The organism is Ensifer oleiphilus (assembly GCF_013371465.1).
In the GTDB taxonomy this organism is placed as follows: domain Bacteria; phylum Pseudomonadota; class Alphaproteobacteria; order Rhizobiales; family Rhizobiaceae; genus Ensifer; species Ensifer oleiphilus.
In genome coordinates this window covers 21655-45878 of record NZ_JABWDU010000010.1, presented here as the reverse complement: position 1 = coordinate 45878, position 24224 = coordinate 21655, and the positions used below count along the sequence as shown (strand labels likewise).

Here is a 24224-nt window from a genome sequence, read left to right as displayed (position 1 = left end):
CCGGTCATGGGGCCGCACGGCGCGAGCAGGATCTCTTGCGGCATCTGCCGAGCGGCGTTTCACCGGCAGCGATCCCGGCCGATGCTCTGCTTATGCCGCCTCCCGTCAACGCCCATGACCATGGCTATGGCATCCGCACGCTCGATTTCGGCAACATTGATGATGCCCTGGAAGTCTGGATCCCGGGCCTTCGGCTGCGGCCCAGAACCGACCCTTACCTCGAAGCGCTCGTGGCGTTCTCCCGGCTGGCGCTGACGGGTGTCGGTGCGACCATGCATTGCCACAACTCGCTGAACATCGACCGGCTGGTAGAAGAGGCTGGCGCCGTGATGCGCGCCGCTCGCGATGTGGGCATAAGGCTCGCGCTCTCCTGTCCGCTGCTCGACTATGATCCTTGGGCCTATGACGGTGGGCCGCAGCGACTGCGGCCGTTTCTCGCGCCGGCAGACTGGGATGAGCTCAGCGCTTCGATACCGCACTATGCGCCGCCTTCTGTCCAGATCTCGGCGGCCGACGCGGTCGCTGCCGCAAACACCAGCCCGCTGATCGATGTTCAATACGGTCCGATCGGGCCGCAATGGTGTTCCAACGCCCTGCTCGAAAGCATCGCGGAGGCATCGGCGGCTACGGGCAGGCGCATTCATATGCATCTGCTTGAAAGCCCACGGCAGAGGCAATGGCTGGACCGGCGCTTCCCGCAAGGGGTCGTGCGACACCTCGACGATATCGGCTTCCTCTCGCCGCGCCTCGCGGTTGCCCACGGCGTTCAGTTGCGACCGGACGAACTGGAGCTTCTGGCTGCGCGCGGCGTGCAACTCGTTTCCAATCCATCGGCAAACTTGCGTCTGCGTTCGGGCGTGGCGCCGCTTGCCGCGATGCCGGAAACTATGCCGGCTATCGCTTTCGGTCTCGATGGGACCGGTTTCGACGATGATCAGGATCTCTGGCGGGAACTGCGCCTTGCCCATCTCCTGCATGGTGGCCAAGAGGTGACGCGGACCTTTACCGCCGCCCGGGTGTTCGACGCGGCGATCGAGGTCGGCGCCCGGGTCGTGAATGCTCGGGGAAATGACGATCTGGTGCTCGTGGACTACGGCGCACTGATCGCCGACAGTCTCATCGACGACCTGGATGAGGCGGAGATTTTGCTCGCCCGGATGACGGGGGCTCATGCGAAGGGGCTTTACGTCGGCGGACAGGAGATCATGCGCGATGGAAAGCTGACCAGGATCGACTATGAGTGCGCCCGGGCCGATCTGCTGCAGCAGGCACGCGCCGACCTTCCGCGGCTGACCGGCGAGCGTCAACGTGTGACCAAGCTCGCCGCTGCGACGCGGGCCTATTACTCCGGCTGGTGAACCTCAACAGCGAGAAGGTCAAGCGACGACCGGTGAGCCGCAGCGAGCTGCGGCTGCGGCGGCGCGGCATTCAACCAGACCGGATTTCCCGATCTCTTTGCGACCAGATATTTGACGGCCGGGATCAGCGGGTTGGCGGCTATCGCCTGCCGCAGCCGGAGCACGCGATCCTGCAAGGGAGCATCAGCCTGGTCTTTCCAGAGTTTGGCAGAGAGGACCGGAGCGATATTGACCGTTGCGGATATCGTGCCGGCGTAGTTGTCGGCGCCGGCATCGGCGAGCGTCGCCTCGTTGCTGGGGAACACGGCGAAATTCGGGATCTCGGCCAACTGTCGGGCGTAGTCGAGCTCGCCTGAGCTGTCCTTGGCGCCCTTGATGCGGTCGGGAAACGCCTCGGCAAGCCTCGAAACAAGTGCAGGGCTGAAGGTGATGCCTGTCATCTGCGGAAAGTTGTAGAGATAGATCGGGATCGGGCTTGTCGCCGTGCCCCGCACAAGCCGCTCAAACCAGGCGAAAAGTCCATCGTCGGAGGCCGGCTTGTAGTAGTAGGGCGGCAGGACCAATGCCGCCGCATAGCCGAGGCGATCGGCCAGTACGGTAAGCGCGATGGTTGTTTCGAGGTCCGGCGTACCGGTGCCAACCATCAGTCGTTTCGTATCGAGCGCCTCGGCAGCGGCCATCATGACCGCGCTGCGCTGCTCGAAAGACAGCGAGTTGGCTTCGCCTGTTGTCCCCAGCACATTCAGCCCGTCACAGCCATTATTCAGGCACCAGCTGGCATGTTCGACAAAGGCCGCGGTATCGATCCGGCCCTGATCGTCGAACGGCGTCGGCACGGCGGCAACGACGCCACCGAATTCGGTCACAGACATGTCTCGTTCCTGTAGTTGAGGTGTTGCTATGCCGCTGTTGCGGCTTTCTCGAAGCTGGCAACAAATGGGTGGTCCAGCGCTGTCGAACACTCCTTGCTCCATCCGCCAGGCGACCCCATTGCAGTAACGTCGGGGCCGAAGAATTCCTTGTTGACGCCGATGAAATGACGCTGGCCTTCAGGGATTTCCTGGTCCCAGACAATGGCATCGACGGGACAGATCGACAGACAGAGCCCGCAGTTGATGCATTCATCGGGGTGGATGTAGAACGTACGACCACCCTCGTAGATGCAGTCCACCGGGCAGGCCGCGGTGCAGTCGCCGTCCTTCACGTCGATGCAGGGCTCTGTAATGACATAGGCCATCTTGCTTGCCTCTGAGGAGTTGCTTGCAAGAGCAATCTTTCAGAGTTTCTCGTGGCGAAGAAGCATAGATATTCGCAACAGTCGTTGCCAAAAAGGCAACGTTTGGCCGCTGGCGGCATTCCGCCGCAATCCGTTCAACGTGTCATTTGCGCTTGCTCGCCAATTCGATAGATGACGATATGGCCAGAGACGGGCTCCTTACGGAGCCCGCTGCTCCTCTATTGCGCGGTAGCGCCGAGATCGACCTTCTCGAGAAGAAGGGCAGGGTGCTCTGCGGCTCCGACCAGTTCGAGCGCACTGATGCCGGCGGCGTCCTTGGCCTTGGCCGTCAGGGTAAACGTTCCCGGCTTGTTGATGAACTCGGAAAGCGCCATCGCAGCCTCCTGCAGTTTCGGTTGAGTGGACGCAAACTGTTGCAAGCCCGCCGTCGTCATCATCACGAGGATTCCGCGCACGCTGTCTTCGGTCATGGCGTTCTCATCGGCATAGAGTTTTATGCCCTTGGCCATGATCCCCTTGTCTTCGATCTTGAGCTTAGCCTCCCGGACCGTGAGGCCGAAGAGTGCCATCTGTGCCGCGGTCATGTCGCCGGAGAAGACGTCCTTGGTGACACCGCCCATGATCCCCGAGAAGGATAGGCTGCCCATGTCCTTGCCGCTCAAGGAAATCTCCTTGATGACGAGGTTCTCCTTCGGCTCGTCCCAAGCCAGTTCGAAGTTGGAAGAGAGGATCAGCTTGTCGAGACCGAGCTGTCGCAGCGCCTTGGAGGCTTCGTCTTCGGCGTCCGACGGAACGGGCACGCTGAGATCTTGATAGGCGACGCGGACTTCCGTCGGGATGCCATTGCGGGGCTTGGTCAATGCCACCTCATAGCTGTCCAGTGTGAACCGTATGCGCTCAGGAACGGAAGGCAGGGTCGCCTGGTCCGCTGGTGCCTCGTCCGAGGGAGCGTCCTGGTTGTCGGCGCCATCAGACGGATCCGCGTCGGGCAATGTCTCGGCGCTTGCAGATGGGTCTGTGTCACCGCCGGGCGCGCCTTGTTCTTCCTCGCCGGCTTCGCTTTCCGCCACACCTGCTGTCTCGCCAGGCATGTCGACGTCCAGACCCTTCAACCGGATCGTGCCGAACTCCGGCATGAGCGTGGTGAGGGGGAAGTCTTCAATCTGCTCTTCGTTCAACTCTACCAGCTTCGTCAGCGCTTCCATGGTCGGATCCCAGGAGAAGCCACTGATGCTCGCTTCGGAGAACTTGGCGTAGTCGGCGCCTTCGCCGATGGAAACGCCCTGGATCGCACCGTTAAAGGTGCGGCCTTCGAGCTGGACCGCCATCTTGTCGATGGCCAGTTCAATTGTCTTGCTCTCGCCGCTGTCATCCTTTTCGGAGATCTGCGTCTTGAGACCGATCATCTCGATGTCGCCCTTGCCGATGATGTCGGCAAGGGAAAGGGCGCGTTTTAAGAATGCCTGCCGCTCGGCAGGCGGCAGTGCGTCCAGATCGGCCGATTGCAGTTTCTCAAGTTTCTCGAGTGTTTCAAGAAGTGGTTCGGTCGGCATGCGGACGCTCAAGCCGCTGCTTCGCACCTCGTCATAGCTGAAAGACGACGTGCCGTGCGACAGGACGATGTTTTTGACCGAAATCGGGCCGTAGAGTGGTTTGGGTTCCTTGTCGTCAGGACCGGCCTTTTCCCCGTAAATCCGGGCGAGGTAGGCTGCATCAAAGTCCTTGCCGCTCATGGCGCCCATGGAGCCGCTCATTTCCTCCTGCTTCGGTGCGCCGTTCCCATCCTGGATATCCAGCGCCAACTCGAAGTTCGCCCCGCTGGCGGAATAACGCGCCACACGACCGCCGGCGATATCCTCAAAAGCAACGTTCTTGTAGACGGTCTTCTGCTTGGAGCCGGCGACCACCTGGCTGACCGTAACCTCCGGCGCCACGACACGCTTCGCCGCAAAACGCTCAATGCGCTTCAGTGGCGTCACGTTGGCCTGATCGCCGGTCTTTGCCGCGTCCGTGGCGAAATTGGGCTCCTCGACGCTTGCCTGCGGCACGGAAAGCTTGCCCATAGCCAGGTCGAGTTCGAGACCCTTCAGCTCGAACCCGCCTTTCAGGAAGGAAATCGTGGGGCGTCCGTCGATCGCAGCGACCCGCACACTGCCGCCGTCGCCGAAGGGAAGTGTAACGTCGCGCATATGAACGCGCCCGAGAAAATCCACCTCGACCGCCGCAGCCTTGCCGCCACGGTCGACAAGAAACCTGTCGGCCGCCCTTGTGAGCATGAACTTGCCAGCGGTTGCGCCAGCCACTGCGAGCGCGACGACCGCAACGGTGGCCCAAAGTGCTTTGCGACCGCCATTGCCGGTTCGAATTTCTGCCTGCGGCACGATTTCTGTCCTTTCATCAAACAAGACTGACAACGAATCTTAACGTGCCGTGTGACTAATGAGCCGTTTCACTTTATGCAAGTTTGGCGAGAAATAATCCGTTGGAGGAATTCTGGTTGCAGGAACCCTTGCGGACAAGGCGCCCTGCGGCCAGCGATTTGCCTTGTAGGCTTGCGGTGGAAAAGAGGCGGTCGTCGCCTGTTAGGGAGCGGCGGCGACGACATTTTCGGGGCGAACTGCGCTGTCTCTATCAACGGGATAATGCCGCTCGCCTGACTTAGCTAGCAGATGGTTCCCGCTAACCACCGAAGCCTGGATGATAGCCGCGTTTGATCGCGGCGGAGAGGACCGGGAAACGGTAGGCGTCCTATCCAACATTCCCTGTCGTCGCTATGCCGATGACCGAGATAAGGGTTTCCGTTCAGGGGGCGCACCCATTTGCCTCAGCCTGCTCAGCCCAGCTTCGCGCACGACGTCCGCGATCCGCGTGAACTGGGCCGACAGTGGATTGGTCTTTCGCCAGACCATTCCGATCGTTCGAGTGGGGCGGGGGCCGGCAAGCCGCGACACGCCAACCGAAGAGGACCGGGTTTCGGTCTCTATGGCCATCTGCGGTATCAGCGTCACACCTATGCCTGCACCCACCATCTGAACGAGCGTTGAAAGGGAACTCCCTTCCATCACGTCACGCGTCGATGCCGCTGTGATGTTGCAGACGGACAGGGCCTGGTCCCGGAAGCAATGCCCTTCCTCAAGCAGCAACAGGCGCATCTCGTGAAGCCTCTCCGCGGCCGGTACAGGCTTTTCGGCATCCTCCAGTGGCCGAACCAGGACGAATTCCTCATCGAAGAGCGGGATTTCCTCCAGGGCGGGCTCGGAAACCGGAAGCGCGACAATCGCGATATCCAGCTTCGCCTCCGCCAAATCCTCGATCAGTCTGCGCGTAATCGCCTCACGGGGCCGTGGATCGAGCCCCGGATAGAGCTGCGCGAGCGACTTTATGATGCTCGGCAGTAGATAGGGGGCGACCGTTGGAATGATGCCGAGGCGAAGACGGCCGGCAAGCGGCCCATGGGCTGCGCGTCCAAGGTCTTCCAGTTCGTCAACAGCACGCAGGATAGCACGGGCACGGCCGACGAATTCCTCGCCGAGAGCTGTCAGCCGAATGCGGCGCCCACCTCGTTCCACCAAGGGCGCCCCCAGCAATTCTTCCAGTTCCCTTATCTGCACGGAAAGCGCAGGCTGGGAGATGGCGCAACTCTCCGCGGCGCGGCCGAAATGGCCGATCCTGGCAAGGGCCTCGAAGTAGCGGAGGTGTTTCAACGTCAGGCCATTCATAACCTGAGCATATCGCAGCCTTCAGAATATACAATTGGAGTTTATGGAAATGGCTTGTTACTCATTGGTCACTTGGAAGACGCCTTGCGGCGGCGCTGACCCTAGGAGGCGTGCCCGCGAGGTCCTTTCGGTGTCCGTAGATTGAAGAAAATCCGTTGGAGGACCAAAATGGATACGAAGACAAACCCGGCCGGCAAATGTCCGGTCATGCACGGCGGCGCCACTGCTCTCGGCAACTCCGTCGTGGAATGGTGGCCCAACGCGCTCAACCTCGACATCCTGCACCAGCACGACAGCAAGACCAATCCGCTAGGAAAGGGCTTCAACTATCGCGAAGAACTCAAGAAGCTAGACGTGGAAGCGCTGAAGTCGGACCTGCGCGCCCTGATGACCGACAGCCAGGAATGGTGGCCGGCCGACTGGGGTAGCTATGTCGGCATGATGGCGCGCGTCACATGGCACGCGGCTGGCTCCTACCGGGCCGCCGACGGCCGCGGCGGTGCCAACACCGGCAACCAGCGCTTCGCGCCTCTCAATTCCTGGCCGGACAATGTCAACACCGACAAGGGCCGCCGTCTGCTGTGGCCGATCAAGAAGAAATACGGCAACAAGATCTCCTGGGCCGACCTGATCGCGCTGGCCGGCACCATCGCTTACGACGTCGCAGGCCTGAAGACCTTCGGCTTCGCCTTCGGCCGCGAGGACATCTGGGCGCCGGAAAAGGACGTCTACTGGGGTGACGAGAAACAGTGGCTCGCTCCGAGCGACGGCCGCTACGGCGACGTATCCAAGCCCGAGACGCTGGAGAACCCGCTTGCCGCAGTGCAGATGGGCCTCATCTACGTCAACCCGGAAGGCGTAAACGGCAGGTCCGATCCGCTGGCGACGGCTGCGCAGATGCGCGAGACCTTCGCACGCATGGGCATGGACGATGAAGAAACCGTTGCACTGACCGCCGGCGGCCATACCATCGGCAAGTCCCACGGTAACGGCAACCCAGGCGACCTCAGCCCCGATCCGGAAGCCGCAGGCCCGGAATTCCAGGGCCTCGGCTGGGTCAACACCAAGGGTCGCGGCATCGGCCGCAACACGGTTGTCTCGGGTATCGAAGGCGCCTGGACGTCCGAGCCGACGAAGTGGGACAACGGCTTCTTCGAGATGCTGTTCAAGCATGAGTGGACGCTGACGCACAGCCCAGCCGGTGCCTCGCAATGGGCGCCGATCACCATCGCCGAGGAAGACAAGCCTGTCGACGTCGAGGATCCCTCGATCCGCACCATTCCGATGATGACCGATGCGGACATGGCGCTGAAGGTGGACCCGATCTACCGCGAGATCGCGCTGCGTTTCAGCAACGACTTCGAGGCCTTCTCGGAAACCTTTGCCCGCGCCTGGTTCAAGCTGACGCACCGCGACATGGGCCCGAAATCCCGTTATCTCGGCCCTGATGTACCTGCCGAAGACCTCGTCTGGCAGGATCCGATCCCGACCGGCCGCAAGGACTACGACATCGGCGGCGTCAAGGCGAAGATCGCGGCATCCGGTCTGTCCGTCTCGGATCTGGTCGCCACGGCGTGGGATAGCGCCCGCACCTTCCGCGGTTCGGATTTCCGCGGTGGCGCGAACGGCGCCCGCATCCGCCTTGCCCCGCAGAAGGACTGGGAGGGCAATGAGCCGGCGCGTCTTGCCCGCGTTCTCTCCGTTCTGGAGCCGATCGCCCAGGCATCGGGCGCAAGCCTTGCCGACGTTATCGTGCTTGCCGGCAACTACGGCGTCGAACAGGCGGCAAAGGCGGCAGGCTTCGACATCGAAGTGCCCTTCGCCGCAGGACGCGGCGATGCGACCGCCGAGCAGACGGACGCGGACGGCTTCGCCCCGCTCGAGCCGCTCGCCGATGGCTTCCGCAACTGGCAGAAGAAGGACTATGTTGTGAGTGCGGAAGAGCTGCTGCTCGATCGCGCGCAACTCATGGGCCTGACAGCACCGGAAATGACAGCACTCGTCGGTGGTCTGCGCGTCATCGGCACGAACCATGCCGGCACGGCGCATGGCGTCTTCACGAGCCATATCGGCGCGCTGACGACGGACTTCTTCGCCACGCTGACCGACATGCGCTATTCGTGGGTTCCGACCGGCAACAACCTGTACGAAATCCGCGACCGCAAGACTGGCGCGACAAAGTATACGGCGACCCGCGTCGACCTCGTCTTCGGCTCCAACTCGGTTCTTCGCGCCTATGCGGAGGTCTATGCACAGGACGATAACAAGGAGAAGTTCGTCAAGGACTTCGTCGCGGCTTGGACCAAGGTCATGAACGCCGATCGTTTCGATCTGGCTGCATGATCCCTGGGTGTCCCCGATCAATGCCTTCCCCCGTCAAGCGGGGGAGGCTTCGGATCAGCCGTTTCAGGCGATGGGCCCATCCACACAATCTCGTAGGTTAGGAACCACTTGCCGGCTTCTTCGCCGGCGTCTCAGGTTTGACACTTCGGCCCGACGGCATCTTTCCGGCCCCCTCCCGCGCGTGAGCCTCAGGGCCGGCGACGATCGTGCCGGGTTTAGAGCTATCCCGGCGATTGTTTTCTTTCGATTTGTTCACTTCAGCCTCTTTTTCCATGCTCGCCGTTCCTCCGTTGCAAGACGAAACACTAACGGTGCCGCCGAAGCATGGTTCCGTGCCATCAGAGAAAACGCGGATACCTCCTTGAGGTCAAAACCCGAACACGCCACTTGCATATTCTTCTCGATGATGCGGCCGGATTCCCGCCGATCTATCGTCATTCCGCCGCGTTCGCCCGCTCAAAGCCAGGCTCACAGTCTGTAATCGGTGTGTCGCGAAGGTACTGCCTGAACGCGTCCCGTTGACCAAGCTCCCGGGCTGCCTTGTGGCCGCTGTGCACCGCATGGGCGATGGCACCAGGTGCGAGAGCATCGCCGACTGTTGTGATGGTGGCAATGCCGGCCGCGTCTACTTCTGCCCGGCGAAGATCCAGGGCCTCGCGGAGCACACTGCGCGGCCGGCGCAGGCCGACGATCAGGATCGAGTGGCAATGCATTCTCGTTTCCTCGCCGGTAAACACATGAGCAAGCGTGGCCGTTTCGCCGTCGAAACCAGTGACCATCCGCAGGGTCGTAACGGGGATCCGGCGCCGCAGCAGGGCACGGTGCACCAGCGGCAGCTCGTTTGTCATGATCGTCCAGGCCGATGCCTGGCCGGCGGGGGTTACGTATGAAACGTCAAGGCCCTTGGCCGCCAGATGCTCCGCCAGGACGCCGCCGTAATAGTAGTTGTCGAAATCGAAGACGAGGACTGGTCCCGTTGGCAAGCGTCCCGCAGCGATGTCATCAGGCGTATAGACAGCAGGATGCTCCAACTGGCCGACCGGGATTTCGAGCGTCGAATAGAGCATGCGCGTCCACGCGGCGCCCGTGGCGAGCACGAGGTGGTCGGGGGCAAGCTCGAGGATGTCGTCGACGCCAAGCGGGCTCTCAAGATACATGGACACGTTTGGAAGATCGGCGAGACGACCAAGGCGGTAGTCCACGACCCGGTTCCAGGCCGCAAGCCCCGGTAGCGTCATTTCAAAACTCAGTCGGCCGCCCCAGCTTGTCCCGGCATCGACAAGTGTGACTTCGTGGCCCTGGCGCGCAGCGGTGAGCGCGCATTCGAGACCCGATGGCCCACCGCCAACGACCAGGACTTTCTCGGACTTGCGAGCAGGTGCAATCCGCTCCGGATGCCACCCACGACGCCATTCCTCCCCCGCTGTCGGGTTCTGCGTACAGCGAACGGGGACGCCGTCATGCCAGCTCGAAATGCAGATGTTGCAACCGATACACTCGCGGATTTCCTCGATGCGGCCCTCCCTGATCTTGTTCGGCAGGAAGGGATCGGCGATCGAGGGACGTGCGCCGCCGATCAGGTCGAGAACGCCCCGACGGATCTGGGAGACCATCGTGTCCGGCGACGTGAAACGGCCGACGCCGACGACGGGCTTGTCGGTCATCCGCTTCACGAAATCGATCACCGGCTCATGGCTGCCTTCGCCGGTGAAACGCGAGGCGGAACAGTCTGTCGGGCTTGAATCCATCTTCACATCGAAGAGATCGGCATCGTCGGAGAGCAACGAGATCAATTCATGCGCCTCGGATTCCTCATGCGTGCCTGGTCGGCCACGTAATTCCTCCAGGCTGACGCGCAGCGCCACACCGCAATCGGCGCCGACCGCATCCCGCGTCGTCTCCAGCAGTTCGCGCACGAAGCGGATGCGGTTTTCGATCGGTCCACCGTATTCGTCGGAGCGGTGATTGTATTCGGGCAGCAGAAACTCGTAACCGAGATAGCCCATCCCGGCATAGACATAGACGATGTCGAAGCCGGCGCTGCGCGCCTTGCGCGCACCTTCCGCCTGCCATCGCAGAACATCACGGATATCCGATTTGTCCATGACGCGCGGACGCAGATTGCCCATGAAACCGACATGCGTCGCCATCCAGGGGATACCCGAGGGAGACAGTGGCGGCAGGCGGCTCGCCCGGTTCATCACCGCCGCCCCGCCGTGCCAGAGCTCCACGCCCGCAAGCGAGCCATGGCGATGGACGGCCTCTGTCATCAGCGCGTGTGCGCGGATGTCGTTGCGGTCCCAGAGCGTGGCGAAAGGAAGCGGCGTATCGTCGGAACTCGGGTCGATGGAACAGGCGCCCGTACAGATCACGCCCCATCCGCCCTCGGCCTTCGCCTCACGGAAGGCAGCGCGCACCCGTGGCAGGGCGTTGGTCATGCCGCTGGCATGCGGCACCTGGTAGAACCGGTTTGGCGCCGTGACCGGGCCGATCCGCACAGGTTCGAACAGCACATCGTAGCGAGCATCTCGCATCATGCTTTCAGTCCTTGTTCCCCGCCCGCCGTCTATTGGCAGGTCATTGACGACAGGATAGGCACTGAGCACGCCACTTCGCAAGGGAAATTATAAGATCGTATAATAAGTATAATTATCGTTTTATCGCAATATGATATTGCATATTTGTTCTGATACTACACAGTGGTTGCCCAGCTGGTTGAGATCCGCTCCGGGTCAAGGGCGAGAGCATCACGCATAGTTCGGCAGACAAGAGGCAGGGTTCATTGGCAAGAAAAGTCGTAGCAAAGGGCAGGGCGCGTTTTCACCGGGAAACGCCCGAGGACCGACGTCGGCAGCTTGGCGAAGCGGCCCTTCGCTGCATCGTCAAACATGGCAATGCCGGCGTTTCCGTCCGGCAGATCGCGGCGGAAGCGGGTGTGACGCAGGGCTTGATCACCCACCACTTCGGCGAGATCAACGAACTCGTCGCCTACGCTTTCGACATCATGTCCGAAGGGCTGCTGCAATCGCTGCTGAAAGCCGTTGCGGATGCCGAACCGACGCCGCAAAAGCGCCTGGATGCCTTCATCAACGTCTCCTTCTCGCCCATGCTGTTTGATCGAGGCGTGCTCGGCGTCTGGGTGGTGTTCTGGGGGCTCGTTCTCCATTCGCCGCGGATGAGTGCCTCGCAGCAGGGCGAGTATTCCAACTATGTCGCCGCCATCGAGGGATTGCTCGGCGATCTCGCCGCCGCCGAGGGGTTCGGGATCGCCGACATCCGCCTGTGCGCCATCGCCTTTACCGCCCTTCTCGATGGCCTCTGGCTCGCATGGTGCCTCAACCCTGCCTCCTTCAAGCCTGAGGAAGGCATGCAGCTCTGCCGCAACTGGGTCGAAGGTTTGCGCCGCGGCGCTTACGCATAACCGAGGCGTCTGGCGGTGACCGGTGAGTACCATTGCGCCCGGGGCGACGCGGGCAATTCAGCCCGTCCAACCCCAATGACGAATGCTCTCTCATAAAGAGGGGCGGAGCGTTGCGATGTCCTCCCGAAGGAAGGGGGCGCGATCCGCGTCGACTTGCTCCTGATAGGTGCGGGCATATTGGTGACCCGAATAGACCGCGGCGGCGATCAGGCCGGGCGCCAGGCAGTCGCCGAGCCGGACGACGGTCTTGATGCCGGCATCGGCCCAATCCGCCTCCCGGGCTTTCAAGTCCCGCCAAAGGGTTTCATCGGGCAGCCGCGCCGTGACCGGGACGAGTGTGGCGCAGTCGATCGACCGGATTTTTCCGCTGTAGATACAGGCAAGGTCAAGCCGATCCTGCGTCCGGCCGGCAAGGCTCATGGCGGGGATGATCTCGACGCCAAGGTCTATGAGACGCTTCTGCACGCGACCCTGTTCCAACGTGTTCTTGCTCCAGGGTGAAACCTGCGGCTCGGGCGTGACGAAGTTTACCGTCCGGCCGGCCTTGGCCAGCAGTTCGGCAAGCACGCTGCCCATATAGAAGCTATCGTCGTCGAAGACCACGACGGGGCCACGTTCAGAAACCGCATGCGCCCCTTCGGCAAGGAGGGCATCAGGCGAAACGAGTGCGCCCTCTGCGAGAAATTCGAGCGGCCGCCGGTGGGTGCGTCCCACGCCATCGCACCGCCAGTTTGCACCGGTGGCAAGCGCGACGTGAGGTATGCCGTATTGCAGAACGTCCTCAGCGCTCAACGGACTGTGCAGATAGAGCTCAGCATTGACCTTGGTGCTCAACTGGCCAATGCGCCAATCGCGAACCCGGCCCCAGGTGGCAAGTCCCGGCAACCGGCATTCACGCGCCACCCGTCCGCCCCATTCCCCGCTTCCTTCCGCGAGCACGACATCGACCCCACGCTGCGAAAGCGCACGCGCCGCCTCCAGGCCTGCGGGTCCTCCGCCGATGATCAGGGCAGGTTCGGGCGCGGGCATCGATGCGATGATCTCAGGGTGCCAGCCCTTGCGCCATTCCTCCCCGATCGTGGGGTTTTGCGTACAACGCATGGGCACATTGGTATTGTCGCCGGAAGCACAGATGTTGCAGCCGATGCACTCGCGGATGTCGTCGATGCGACCTTCCTCGATCTTCTTCGGCAGGTAGGGATCGGCGATCGACGGACGTGCCGCACCTATGAAGTCAAGAATGCCCTGGCGAACAACCCGCACCATGCTGTCCGGCGAGGTGTAGCGCCCGACGCCGACCACAGGCTTAGTCGTGACGGATTTGACGAAGCGGATGTATGGCTCCTGGTAGCCTTCCTCCGAGAAGCGGGCTGTCTGGCTGTCGTTGGACCAGTCGGAGAGGTTGACGTCCCAGAGGTCCGGAAGCTCGGCGAGCGCCGAGATGATGTCCTTGCCTTCTCCCTCACTGGTAATCCCGGACGGCCCCATCAGTTCGTCGACGGCGAGGCGCACGGCAAGCGCGCAGGTATCGCCGACCGCCTCCCGCGTATCCTCGATGATTTCGCGGAACAGCCGGAGCCGGTTTTCGAAGGAGCCGCCATACTCGTCGCTGCGGTCGTTGTGGCGGCGGGAAAGGAAGTGCTGCAGCACGCTCATGTCATGGCCCGCGTAGAGATAGACGATATCGAATCCGGCTTTCCTGGCCCGCAATGCGGCATTGCGGTACCAGCGGCGCATATCGGCGATGTCGGCCTTGTCCATGGCGCGCGCCTGGACCGGGTCGAGGCTGTCGCTGACGGCATGCGATGGAGCAAGAGGGATCATCCGGCTGAACCGGTTGGCGACATGCAGGCCGTTGTGAACCAGCTGGATCGCCGCGAGGCTGCCATGGTCATGGATACGTTCGGTAACTGCCGAAAGGGCCGGCAGGTCCCCTTCGTCCCAAAGCCGCGCTTCATTGGCCGGCGTTAAGTCCGAGGTCGGGTGGATCTCCGCCTCCTGGGTCGAAACGACTGCCCAGCCGCCCTCGGCTTTCATACCACGCAGATGGGCCTCGGCATTCGGATAGCGGTACCCCATGCCGGAACAGTGCGGCACCTGATAGAAGCGGTTGCGCGCCTTGACCGGGCCGATCTTGACGGGTTCGAACAGAATATCGAAGCGTGGGTCTCTGGGCATCATCACTACCATGGATAGAATTGTTGTTTGGGACGGCGCGGGGCGCTACCGTTTGGAGGGGCCAGCATAGCCCGGCGCTTTCCCCACGCAAGATCATTGCTATACAAACGTATAATTTCCGCCATGGCAAATTGTTTTGATGTCATTTCGTTTCGTCATGATCCCCTTTGCGTTGCAGCAAATCCCTGCAAATTGACCTGGATCAGGGTCAGAACCACGACATGAAACGACGTAAAAACAGTAACTTATCCAGACGATCGGTCGGCTATCGCTTGGGCGATCATAGGTGTAGGCGCATTGCAGGATCGATTGCCGCAATGTCGCGCTATATCGATAAAGTAAAATAATATCATATGCTTCTGCCGATAATTATAAGGTCGTATAATTTCTCTTGCACCAGTTTTCAGTTTGTGCGTAATTTGAGGCACGAGAAAACACTGTCCGGGCCACGATGCGCCGGACGAAAATGGGTTCTGGCACGCCAAGGTGAATTCCACCTGTGGCTGCAGGTCTGCGCATTCGAAATTTACCTTTAGTGGTCGCTGTTGGAGCCTTACCCGCTCCCGCAGGGAAGGAGCCGTGTGATGAGTCAGGTGCAAAGCTTGCCTGTTTGGTCGATCGCGTCGCCGCTTGCCGGCGGTGCGCTCCATGCGGCCGGCTCGGGCCTGTTTCATACTCTTTTGCCGTTGCGGCTGGTTTCGGCCGGCGAGGGCGCGAGCATTGTCGGCCTTGCTGTCATGGCCGAAAGTGCCGGGTTTCTGGTCGGCTGCGTCGGCTCCACGCGCCTTATCCGATCCGTTGGGGAAGTGCGCGCCTACGCGGCTTTTTCAGCGCTTGCAGCGGTCCTTCTTCTTTCGATCGCGTTTAATCCCGGTATCGCAGCACTCATGGCCGTGATGGCCGTGATGGGCTTCGTCAATGCCGGCCAGACTGTGATCATCGAGAGCTGGCTGAACGCCATGGTGCCGAACAGCGGGCGCGGGCGGGCCCTGACGCTCTACGTGCTCGTCATCGGCCTCTTCTACGGGCTCGGCCAGTTGCTTGCACGCGATATCGATCCCGCTGGCAACGACATGCTGATGTTTTCGGCTGCCTTCTATGTGCTGGCGCTGGTGCCCGTCACCGCCATCTGGGTGGGGGAGCCGCAATTGCACGCGCCGGTTGGCATTCACATCCTGCGTGCGTTCCGCACCTCGCCGCTCGGGGCTTTCGCTTGTCTTCTGACGGGGCTCGTCTCCTCGACCTTCGCCAATATCGGCTCTCTCTACGTACTCGATCTCGGGTTCACCCAGGACCGCATCGCGCTCCTGATGTCGGCCGTCGTACTCGGCGCTCTCTTCCTGCAGTTTCCCCTGGGCGCGCTGTCGGACAAACTCGACCGCACCAACATGATGCTGACGCTTGCCGTGGTTCTCGTCGTCGTATGCGGGCTGTTCTTCACGATTAGCGTTGCGACACCCTTCTGGATGCTTCTGGTCCTGTTCTCGGCCTTCGGCGGTATTTCCGAGATTTTCTATCCGCTCGGTGTGGCGCACGCCAACGATCGTGCCGAGCCCGCCGATTTCGTCCCGCTCTCGTCGAACCTGCTGCTGATCTGGGCCTTCGGCGGCACGGTCGGGCCGTTGATCGGCGCGACCGGGATTGAGCGCTACGGTGCAAACGCCTTCTTCTGGTACGCCGGCGCACTCTCCATCGCCTTCGCAGTGTTTGCTCTTTGGCGCCGCCTGCGGCGAGCCAGCGTGAAGAGGCGCAAGGATTTCGTCACCTACCCACAGACCTCGCCAGAGGTCTACCAATGGCTGCCTGCCGCCGACAACCAGACCCCCGAAAAGAACGAGAAGCCGTGATGTCCGTTGTCAGCTCCTTTCCACGCGCCGTTCGCTGCCTTGATCCCGTTTTCATCCCGATGCGGGACGGTTGCCGCCTGGCGGCGACGATCTGGTTGCCTGAGGATGCCGAGGTGTCGCCGGTGCCGGCGATCCTCGAACTCATTCCCTATCGCCGCCGCGACGGCACGGTGTTCCGCGACGTCAAGATGCACCCCTATGTCGCCGGCCACGGCTTTGCCTGTTGCCGGGTCGACATTCGCGGTTCTGGCGACAGCGAAGGCATTCTGACCGACGAATATACCGAGCAGGAATTCGACGATGCCGAGGACATCATCGCCTGGCTCGCCGCTCAGCCCTGGTCCACTGGTGCAGTCGGCATGACAGGTATTTCCTGGGGCGGCTTCAACGCCTTGCAGGTTGCGGCGCGCCGGCCGCCGGCACTGAAGGCGGTGATCGCACTCTGCTGTTCCGACGACCGTTATGCCGACGATGTGCACTACAACGGCGGCTGTCTTCTCACCGAGGACGCCATGTGGTCGTCCTTCATCCTGGGGCTCGGCGCCTTGCCGCCGGATCCGCAGGTGGTCGGCGATCGCTGGCGCGAAATGTGGATGGAGCGGCTGGGGGCGTCCAGCTGCTGGTCCGACATCTGGCTGGAGCACCAGCGGCGAGATGCCTACTGGCAGCGCGGCTCGATCTGCGAGGATTTCTCGAAGGTAGACATCCCCGTCTACGCAATCAGCGGATGGGACGATACCTACTTCAATGCGGTGCCGCGGCTTATGGAGAACCTGCCTGGGCCGCGCAAGGGGCTCGTTGGCCCGTGGTCGCATGCCTACCCCTTTCTCGGCGAGCCGGGACCGTCGATCGGCTATATGCAAGAGGCGATCCGCTGGTGGCGGCAATGGCTTTGCGGCATCGAAACCGGGATCATGGACGAGCCGGCTTACACGGCTTGGATCATCGACCCGCACCAACCGGCACCCTTTTATGCCGATCACCCCGGTCGATGGGTCGGCGAACCCGCCTGGCCGTCGCCGAACGTAGAGATCCGCACCTTCCATCTGAACGCGGCGGGGCTCACCGACGAGCCCGTACCAGGCGAGGTGCCTATCCTCTCGACGCCCAGCGTGACGATGCGGGATTTCGGCCGCTTTGGCGGCTACGGCGGATCGGCCCCCGACATGGCGCTCGACCAGCGGCGCGATGACGGCCTTGGCCTCGTCTTCGATACCGAGCCGCTCACTGCCGAATTCGACATGCTCGGAGCGGCGGAAGTCGAAATCCGCGGCACCTGCGATGTCGCCAATGCGCAATTGGTCGCGAAGATCTGTGATGTCGCCCCCGATGGAACGTCAACGCTGGTCACGTGGGGCTGCCTTAACCTCACTCATCGCAACAGCCATGAGCATCCGGAACCCTTGCGGTCGGGCGAGGACTTCTCTGCCCGCATTGCGCTTGGCCATATCGGCCGCCGTTTCCCCGCCGGCCATCGTCTGCGCCTGGTGCTGGCGACACAGCTCTGGCCGATCCTCTGGCCGTCACCGGAGCGTGCGACGATCCGGCTGGTGCCTGGATCGTGCCGGCTCCGACTGCCGCTGCGAATGCCAGTCGCGGGAGAAGAGCCGCCCGTCTTCGCCCCGGTCGAGATCGCACCACCCCTTGATGTCATTGAGATCGCGCCGATGGAACACCGCCGCGAGTTCCATCGCGACGTTGGTTCCGGTCGGGAGGCGGTCGTGCTCACAAGCGATTTTGGCAGGTACTGGCTGCCCGACCGGTCGATCGTGACCGCCGCCAGTGTGATCGACCGCATGGAACTGACTGACGGCGAGCCGCTCTCGGCCGCGTTGAAGACGGGCTGGCAGATGGCCTTCGTCAGCGGTGACGCTGATGTCGAGACCCGCTCGAAAGTCACATTGACGTCGACCATAACCCAGTTTCGCCTGCAGTGGCAGCTTCTGGCCCTGGAGCGGGGAGAGGTCGTCTTCGAGCGCGCGGGCGAACGAGATTTCGACCGGGACCACCTCTAGCTCCGTTCAACCAAAACAATATGGGGGGAACCATGACATTCTTCATTCTGCGACGGGTAGGGCTCGGCATCGCCATCCTCTTCGTCGTCGCGCTCATGCTCTTCAGTCTGATGCACATGATCCCGGGCGATCCGGCGGTCGTGGCACTCGGCGCTCGCTCGACCCCGGAAATGCGTCTCGCCTTCCACGAGATGATGGGGCTCGACCGTCCGTTCTACGAACAGCTCGGCCTGTTTGTCAGCAGGCTCTCCGTCGGGGATCTCGGCGAGGACGTGTGGAGCCGGCGGCCGGTGCTGACGATGATCGCGGAGGTGATGCCGCACACGATCACACTCGCGCTTGCAAGCTTTGCCTGGGCGGTCGCGCTCGGCGTTGCCCTTGGCTGTCTGGCGGTCCTTTATCGCGGACGCTGGCCGGATTGGCTGATCGGCCTGCTCTCCATCGGCTTCGTCGCCGTGCCGTCCTTCGTCGTCTCTCTCTATACGCTGCTGCTCTTCGCCGTGACGCTGAACTGGCTGCCGGCGATTGGCGCCGGCGAGATGACCGATCCGCTCGGCTATATCAAGGCCCTGATCCTGCCGTCCTTCGCGATCGGCCTCGGCTGGGTCGGCTACGTCTCGCGCATCGTGCGTGCCGCCATGATCGAAGCGATGAACGAGCCCTATGTTCGCACGCTGCAATCCTTCGGCGTGGGGCAGCGCCGGGTGGTACTGCGCTACGCGCTTCGACAGTCCATGCTTTCCGTCCTCTCGGTCATCGCCATCGGCTTTGGCGGCCTTCTGACAGGCTCGGTCTTCGCAGAGATCGTCTTTTCGCGACCGGGTCTCGGAAAGATGACCTATGACGCCGTCATCACCCGAAATTTCCCTGTGGTCATGGGCACCGTCATGGTGACCGCCGCCCTCTATATCGCCTGCATGATCTGCGCCGATATCCTCGCGGCTCTGCTGGATCCGCGCGTGAAGAGGGCCCTTCAATGAGCGAGGCAGTCTCCAACATGCATGTCGCCACCGGCTTCAACCAGCCACGATCCTTCCGGATCGCGCGCACGCTGCGCCAGATCCTTTCCACGCCGCTCGGCGCCATCGGCGTGGTGCTTGTCACCCTGATCGTGCTAGTCGCGGCGCTCGCGCCCTGGATCGCCCCCTATTCACCAACCGCAATCAGCGTGACCGATCGCCTCGCCGGCCCGTCGGCTGCCCATTGGCTGGGCACCGACCAGCTGGGCCGCGATCTGTTCACCCGCGTCATTCTCGGCACACGCACGGCGATGACGGTCGCGCTGGTCTCGCTCACCGCCGCTCTTGCCGCCGCCATTCCACTCGGCCTGATTGCCGGCTACGGCCCGCGCTGGCTCGATGGCCTGCTGGTCCTCGTCTTCGACAGCCTCAGTTCGTTGCCGATGATCATGTTCGGCCTGGCGATTGTCGTGCTGCTCGGGCCCGGCGTCTCCACGGTGATCCTGGTGATCGTCGCCTATTCCGTCCCGTCCTATGCACGGCTTGTGCGGGCGCAGACGCTCAGCCTCAAGGCACGGGATTTCATCCGGGCCGAGCAGGTGATGAACGCTTCGAACCTACGCATCCTCTTCGTCCATCTCCTGCCCAACGTCGTCGGGCCTCTGCTCATCCTCGCCTGCCTCGACCTCTCCACGGTGATCACGCTTGAGGCCGGGCTTTCGTTCCTCGGCCTCGGTGTCAAGCCGCAGGTGCCGAGCTGGGGCAATATCCTGTCCGATGGCTTCTCGGTGATCCGCAACACGCCGGTGCCGGTCCTTGTCGGCAGCATACCCATTGTGCTTGCCACGATCGGGTTCACCTTTTTCGGCGAGGCGCTGCGCGACGCGCTCGATCCCAAGCTCGCAACGGAGAAGTCGGCATGAGCACGGAGCAACAGCAGACGCGCCCGGTGCTTGAGATCGACGAACTGTCGATCTCCTATGGCGGCAGGCCCACGGTCTCGAATGTCAATCTCACCATCCAGCCGGGCGAAATTGTCGGTATCATCGGCGAGAGCGGTTCGGGCAAGTCGACGCTTGCCCATTCCATCCTCGGCCTTCTGCCTTCATCGGCCGCCGTCAGCGGCAAGGCCCTGTCGCTTGCCGGCAGGAATTTTCTCGGGGCCGACGGGCCGGCATTCCGGTCCGTTCGCGGACCGGGGGCCGCCATGGTCTTCCAGAACCCGATGACGACCTTCAGCCCGCTGCACCGGCTGGGCGATCAACTTACCGATTTGCTGTGGCGCGAAACGAGTTTGTCCAAGGAAGAGAAGCGGCAGCGGATCGTCGCGGTCTTCAAGCAGGTTGGACTTTCCAACGCTGCCGAGCGGTTGTCGAACTATCCGTTCGAACTCTCCGGCGGCATGCTCCAACGCGTTGCAATCGCCGCGGCGCTGATGATGCGGCCATCACTCTTGATCGCCGACGAACCGACGACCGCCCTCGACGTCACCATGGAGGCGCAGATCCTCCATCTGATCCGGGAACTGCGCGCCGAGGCGGGTGTCGCCGTGCTGATGATTTCCCATCATCTCGGCGTCATCGCCGAAATCTGCGACCGTGTGGTCGTCATGTATGCCGGCCGCGTGGTCGAACAAGGCCCGGTCGAGGACATTTTTGCAAACCCGACACACCCCTACACCAGGGCGCTCTTTGCTTGCGAGCCGGCGCTGATCGCTCCCGGCGTTGATCGGATGCCGGTTATCGACCACGAGGCCCTGCGCCGTCACGCAGACGGGAGGAAGACGGCATGACGAAACGGACACCCATCCTCGAGGCGCACGGCCTCGGCATCACCGTCGGAACGGGCGGTGGTGTCTTTTCCGCCGGCCGCAAGCTCGACATTGTCGTCGACGTATCCTTGTCGCTCCGGCCCGGCAAGATCGTCTGTGTCGTGGGAGAAAGCGGCTCCGGCAAGACCACGCTCGGCATGGCGCTTGTCGGCCTCACGCCGCCGACAACGGGAGAAATTATCTTTGACGGAACGCCGCTTCGGGACTTCTCGAAGACCAGCTTCAGGCCGGTCCGCGAAGAGACCGCACTGCTCTTCCAGGACCCGGCGTCCTCTTTCAATCCGCGGCAACGTATCGGCGACATCCTTGCCGAACCCCGTCGCATTGCAGGCAACGGCGCAACGACGTCCGAAGCCATTGCCTCCCTGGCGCAGCTTGCCGGATTGCCGTCCTCGCTGCTTGCCCGCTTTCCCCATGCCCTTTCCGGCGGCCAGGCGCGCCGCGCGGCGGTTGCACGGGCGCTCGCCGTCGTCCCGCGCCTGATCGTTGCGGACGAACCGACGGCCGGCCTCGACGTTTCCGTGCAGGGTGGGGTGATGAACCTCTTCCTGGACATCCGGGAAAAACACGATACCGCCTTCCTGATCATTACCCACAATCTTGCGGTGGCGCGGCACATTTCCGACGAGCTGGTCATCATGTATCTCGGCCGTGTCGTCGAAAGCGGGCCGACGGCGGAGATCTTCCGCAATCCGCAGCACCCCTACACGAAGGCTCTGCTCGACAGCGAACCGGTTCCGGATCCGAGACATCGGCGAAGCGAGCCGCCTGTGATCGGCGAAGTGCCGAGCATCTTTGCGCGGCCTTCCGGCTGCGAATTCCACGAGCGATGCCGTTTTGCGCAGGACCTGTGCCGAAGCCAGGCTCCGCAGGAGACCGCCGGGGCGAACAGCCAGCGCGTGCGGTGTCATTTTCCGATCGGGGAGGCAGTGGGCGAGCCGGCGCTCGCTATTGCCTAACCATATCGAGCCACCATCTGAGGAGGGAGAATTCAGATGTCCATGAACAGACGACAATTCCTGGCGGCATCGGCCGCCGCCGCAGGGGCGCTGATGCTCAGGCCAAGCCTTTCCTATGCCATCGATGGCGACACACTTGTCGTGCGCGGCGGCACGGATATCCAGATCCTCGACCCCGCTTTCCAGAACGGGTCGCTGGAGGAAGAGATCGGTCGGTGCATCTATCCCTCGCTCATTCGCCTGAACGACGTGCGTGCGACGCCCGGCTGGCAGACCTATGCCGCCAAAAGCCTTGTGCAGAAGTCGCCGACGGAAATCGAATTCGAGTTGCACGACTGGCTGGAATGGACTGACGGTTTCGGGCCGGTAACCGCCGAGGACGTCAAATATTCTTTCGAACGTGTTGCGACGCCCGCCAACAATTCTCCCTGGGCCTATGCCTTCGACACGATGGAGACGGTCGAGGTCACAGGCGAGCGTACAGCGATCATCCGCCTGAAGACGCCATCCGTTCCGTTCTGGGTGACGACGCTCCCCTACTACATGGGCCATATCGTCAGCCGGAAGGCCGTCGAAAAGGTTGGCGGAAAATTCACGACGGAACCGCCGGCAACGGCCGGGCCATACGTCATTGACAGCTGGGTGCCGAAGCAGTCGCTGCTCCTTAAGCTCAACCCGGCCTGGAAAGGTCCGCAGCCGGCATTCCCTGCAGTGAAGTTCGAAATCGTGCTCGACGACGAGGCTGCAGCGCTCGCCTACGAGGCGAAGGCAGTCTCCTACACCAAGGTCAGCCTCAACACACTGGCGACCTATCGCGACAGACTGCCGGAAGGAACCGAACTCATAGAGATGAACGGCAGCCGGCTGATCTGGTTGAGCCTCAACCTGACAAACCCGAAGTTTGCCGACGAGCGGGTGCGCCGGGCGATCCAGCATGCAATCGACGTCAGCCAAATCATGGCCGGCTCCTATTCCGATCTGGCCCAACCGGCGACCGGCGTCGTCCCACCCGGCATGATCGGCCATCGCGAGGCGATCCTTTACGCACCGGATATGGAAAAGGCGCAAGCGTTGCTGGAGGAGGCTGGCGTTTCCGATCTCAGCATCACGCTTTCGGCGCTGAACGACAAGACAAGCCTCTTGACCTGCCAGATCGTGCAGGCGCTGCTCAGCGTCATCGGAGTGAACGTGGAGATCAATGCCGTCGACGATGCAGTCTTCTGGACCCTTGGCGACAAGGCGCCCGACGGCGGCAATACGCTTGAGATGGTGCTGATGAATTTCGCTGGAGGCGTCGACCCGGCAGAAAACCTCGCCTGGTTCCGCCCCTCGCAGATCGGCCAGCTCAACTGGTCGCAGTTTGACAGCCCGGACTTCGAAAATCTTTATCTGCAGGCTATGGCCGAGCCGAATCAGGCCAAACGCAACACCATGTACCAGAAGATGCAGGACCTTATGGAACAGTCGGGGGGCTTCGTTTTCCTGACGCACGAGACCTTCGCCGCCGTGGCGCAACAAGGCATCAAGCCTTTCCTGCTGGCGGATGGCTACATCGACATTCCCCGGTTCGAAAAGGCGTAAGGAGCTGCCATGAAAATACTTGTGACGGTTAAGCGGGTGGTTGACTACAACGTCAAGATCCGGGTGAAGGCGGATGGCTCGGGCGTCGAGCTGGCGAATGTGAAGATGTCGATGAACCCGTTCGACGAGATCTCGGTGGAAGAGGCGCTGCGGCTGAAGGAAGCCGGCAAGGCCGACGAGGTCGTGGTCGTATCGGTGGGTCCGGCCAAGGCCGAAGAGACGTTGCGCACCGCTCTCGCCATGGGCGCCGACCGGGCGATCCTGGTCGAGACCGAAGACCAGGTCGAGCCGCTGGCTGTCGCCAAGATCGTCAAGGGTGTGGCAGAAGTCGAACAGCCTGGGCTGATCATCGTCGGCAAGCAGGCGATCGACGACGATTCAAACCAGACCGGCCAGATGCTGTCGGCCTTGCTTGGCTGGGCCCAGGGCACCTTTGCCTCCAAGGTCGAGATATCAGACGGCAAGGCGACGGTGACGCGCGAAGTCGACGGCGGCCTGCAGACGATCGACATCAAGCTGCCGGCCGTGGTCACCACCGACCTGCGCCTGAACGAGCCGCGTTATGCCTCGCTTCCCAACATCATGAAGGCGAAGAAGAAGCCGCTCGACAGACACACCCCTGCCGATTTCGGCGTCGACACCACGGCACGGCTGAAGGTGCTGAAGACCGAGGAGCCGGAAGGCCGCAAGGCCGGCATCAAGGTCAAGTCGGTGGCCGAGCTGGTCGAGAAGCTTAAAGTCGAAGCCGGCGTATTGTAAGTTCAGGAAAGGGAGAT

Annotated in this window: 18 protein-coding genes; 11 read left to right on the top strand and 7 right to left on the bottom strand. The window is 62.3% G+C overall.

Annotated elements, in window-relative coordinates; all coding sequences use genetic code 11:
* The first annotated feature begins 35 nt into the window (after positions 1 to 35).
* On the top strand, positions 36 to 1358 hold the full coding sequence (locus tag HT585_RS27365) for an amidohydrolase family protein (RefSeq protein ID WP_343214107.1): 1323 nt from the start codon (positions 36 to 38) through the stop codon (positions 1356 to 1358).
* On the opposite strand, the gene HT585_RS27360 is transcribed toward HT585_RS27365, so the two are convergent.
* The 4 genes from HT585_RS27360 to HT585_RS27345 all read right to left on the bottom strand — a co-directional run bounded on the left by HT585_RS27360 (position 1343) and on the right by HT585_RS27345 (position 6314).
* Entirely contained in the window at positions 1343 to 2230 is an 888-nt protein-coding gene (locus tag HT585_RS27360) for a dihydrodipicolinate synthase family protein (RefSeq protein WP_176355953.1), read from the bottom strand. The two genes, HT585_RS27365 and HT585_RS27360, sit on opposite strands and share 16 nt — an antisense overlap.
* Positions 2231 to 2256: 26 nt before the next feature.
* Complete coding sequence (gene fdxA / locus HT585_RS27355; RefSeq protein ID WP_176355952.1) at positions 2257 to 2595, bottom strand: ferredoxin; 339 nt, start codon at positions 2593 to 2595, stop codon at positions 2257 to 2259.
* Positions 2596 to 2813: 218 nt separating this feature from the next.
* Positions 2814 to 4976: a hypothetical protein gene (locus HT585_RS27350; RefSeq protein WP_176355951.1), complete on the bottom strand. Its 2163-nt coding sequence runs from the start codon at positions 4974 to 4976 to the stop codon at positions 2814 to 2816.
* Positions 4977 to 5366: 390 nt separating this feature from the next.
* On the bottom strand, positions 5367 to 6314 hold the full coding sequence (locus HT585_RS27345) for a hydrogen peroxide-inducible genes activator (protein ID WP_176355950.1): 948 nt from the start codon (positions 6312 to 6314) through the stop codon (positions 5367 to 5369).
* 168 nt (positions 6315 to 6482) lie between these two features.
* Here HT585_RS27345 and katG point away from each other — a divergent pair, with 168 nt between their 5' ends.
* Complete coding sequence (gene katG, locus HT585_RS27340; protein WP_176355949.1) at positions 6483 to 8657, top strand: catalase/peroxidase HPI; 2175 nt, start codon at positions 6483 to 6485, stop codon at positions 8655 to 8657.
* A 97-nt stretch (positions 8658 to 8754) separates the two neighbouring features.
* Here katG and HT585_RS27335 read toward each other — a convergent pair whose 3' ends face one another.
* Positions 8755 to 8931, bottom strand: a complete 177-nt coding sequence (locus HT585_RS27335) for a hypothetical protein (protein ID WP_176355948.1) — start codon at positions 8929 to 8931, stop codon at positions 8755 to 8757.
* Between the two features lie 160 nt (positions 8932 to 9091).
* Positions 9092 to 11194 carry an oxidoreductase gene (locus HT585_RS27330; RefSeq protein ID WP_176355947.1) on the bottom strand — a complete coding sequence of 701 codons (2103 nt, stop codon included), beginning with the start codon at positions 11192 to 11194 and terminating at the stop codon, positions 9092 to 9094.
* A 245-nt stretch (positions 11195 to 11439) separates the two neighbouring features.
* On the opposite strand from HT585_RS27330, the gene HT585_RS27325 reads away from it, so the two are divergent.
* Positions 11440 to 12078, top strand: a complete 639-nt coding sequence (locus HT585_RS27325) for a TetR/AcrR family transcriptional regulator (RefSeq protein WP_176355946.1) — start codon at positions 11440 to 11442, stop codon at positions 12076 to 12078.
* 90 nt (positions 12079 to 12168) lie between these two features.
* Here the strand turns inward: HT585_RS27325 and HT585_RS27320 are convergent, their stop codons facing one another.
* Complete coding sequence (locus tag HT585_RS27320) at positions 12169 to 14256, bottom strand: oxidoreductase (RefSeq protein ID WP_176355945.1); 2088 nt, start codon at positions 14254 to 14256, stop codon at positions 12169 to 12171.
* 584 nt (positions 14257 to 14840) lie between these two features.
* On the opposite strand from HT585_RS27320, the gene HT585_RS27315 reads away from it, so the two are divergent.
* Genes HT585_RS27315 through HT585_RS27280 form a run of 8 tightly spaced genes read left to right on the top strand, consistent with a single transcriptional unit; the run spans position 14841 to position 24207 of the window.
* Positions 14841 to 16103, top strand: a complete 1263-nt coding sequence (locus HT585_RS27315; protein ID WP_176355944.1) for an MFS transporter — start codon at positions 14841 to 14843, stop codon at positions 16101 to 16103.
* Entirely contained in the window at positions 16103 to 18118 is a 2016-nt protein-coding gene (locus HT585_RS27310; RefSeq protein ID WP_176355943.1) for a CocE/NonD family hydrolase, read from the top strand. Before HT585_RS27315 ends, HT585_RS27310 begins: the two co-directional genes overlap by 1 nt.
* A 32-nt stretch (positions 18119 to 18150) precedes the next feature.
* Positions 18151 to 19098 carry an ABC transporter permease gene (locus HT585_RS27305; protein ID WP_176355942.1) on the top strand — a complete coding sequence of 316 codons (948 nt, stop codon included), beginning with the start codon at positions 18151 to 18153 and terminating at the stop codon, positions 19096 to 19098.
* On the top strand, positions 19095 to 20000 hold the full coding sequence (locus HT585_RS27300; RefSeq protein WP_246707969.1) for an ABC transporter permease: 906 nt from the start codon (positions 19095 to 19097) through the stop codon (positions 19998 to 20000). The genes HT585_RS27305 and HT585_RS27300 overlap by 4 nt, the downstream gene beginning before the upstream one ends.
* Positions 19997 to 20869, top strand: a complete 873-nt coding sequence (locus HT585_RS27295; RefSeq protein ID WP_176355941.1) for an ABC transporter ATP-binding protein — start codon at positions 19997 to 19999, stop codon at positions 20867 to 20869. The genes HT585_RS27300 and HT585_RS27295 overlap by 4 nt, the downstream gene beginning before the upstream one ends.
* Complete coding sequence (locus HT585_RS27290; RefSeq protein ID WP_176355940.1) at positions 20866 to 21867, top strand: ABC transporter ATP-binding protein; 1002 nt, start codon at positions 20866 to 20868, stop codon at positions 21865 to 21867. The genes HT585_RS27295 and HT585_RS27290 overlap by 4 nt, the downstream gene beginning before the upstream one ends.
* Positions 21868 to 21903: 36 nt before the next feature.
* Positions 21904 to 23448, top strand: coding sequence for an ABC transporter substrate-binding protein (locus tag HT585_RS27285; RefSeq protein WP_176355939.1), 1545 nt, complete (start codon positions 21904 to 21906; stop codon positions 23446 to 23448).
* 9 nt (positions 23449 to 23457) lie between these two features.
* Entirely contained in the window at positions 23458 to 24207 is a 750-nt protein-coding gene (locus tag HT585_RS27280) for an electron transfer flavoprotein subunit beta/FixA family protein (protein WP_176355938.1), read from the top strand.
* The last annotated feature ends 17 nt before the right edge of the window (positions 24208 to 24224 follow it).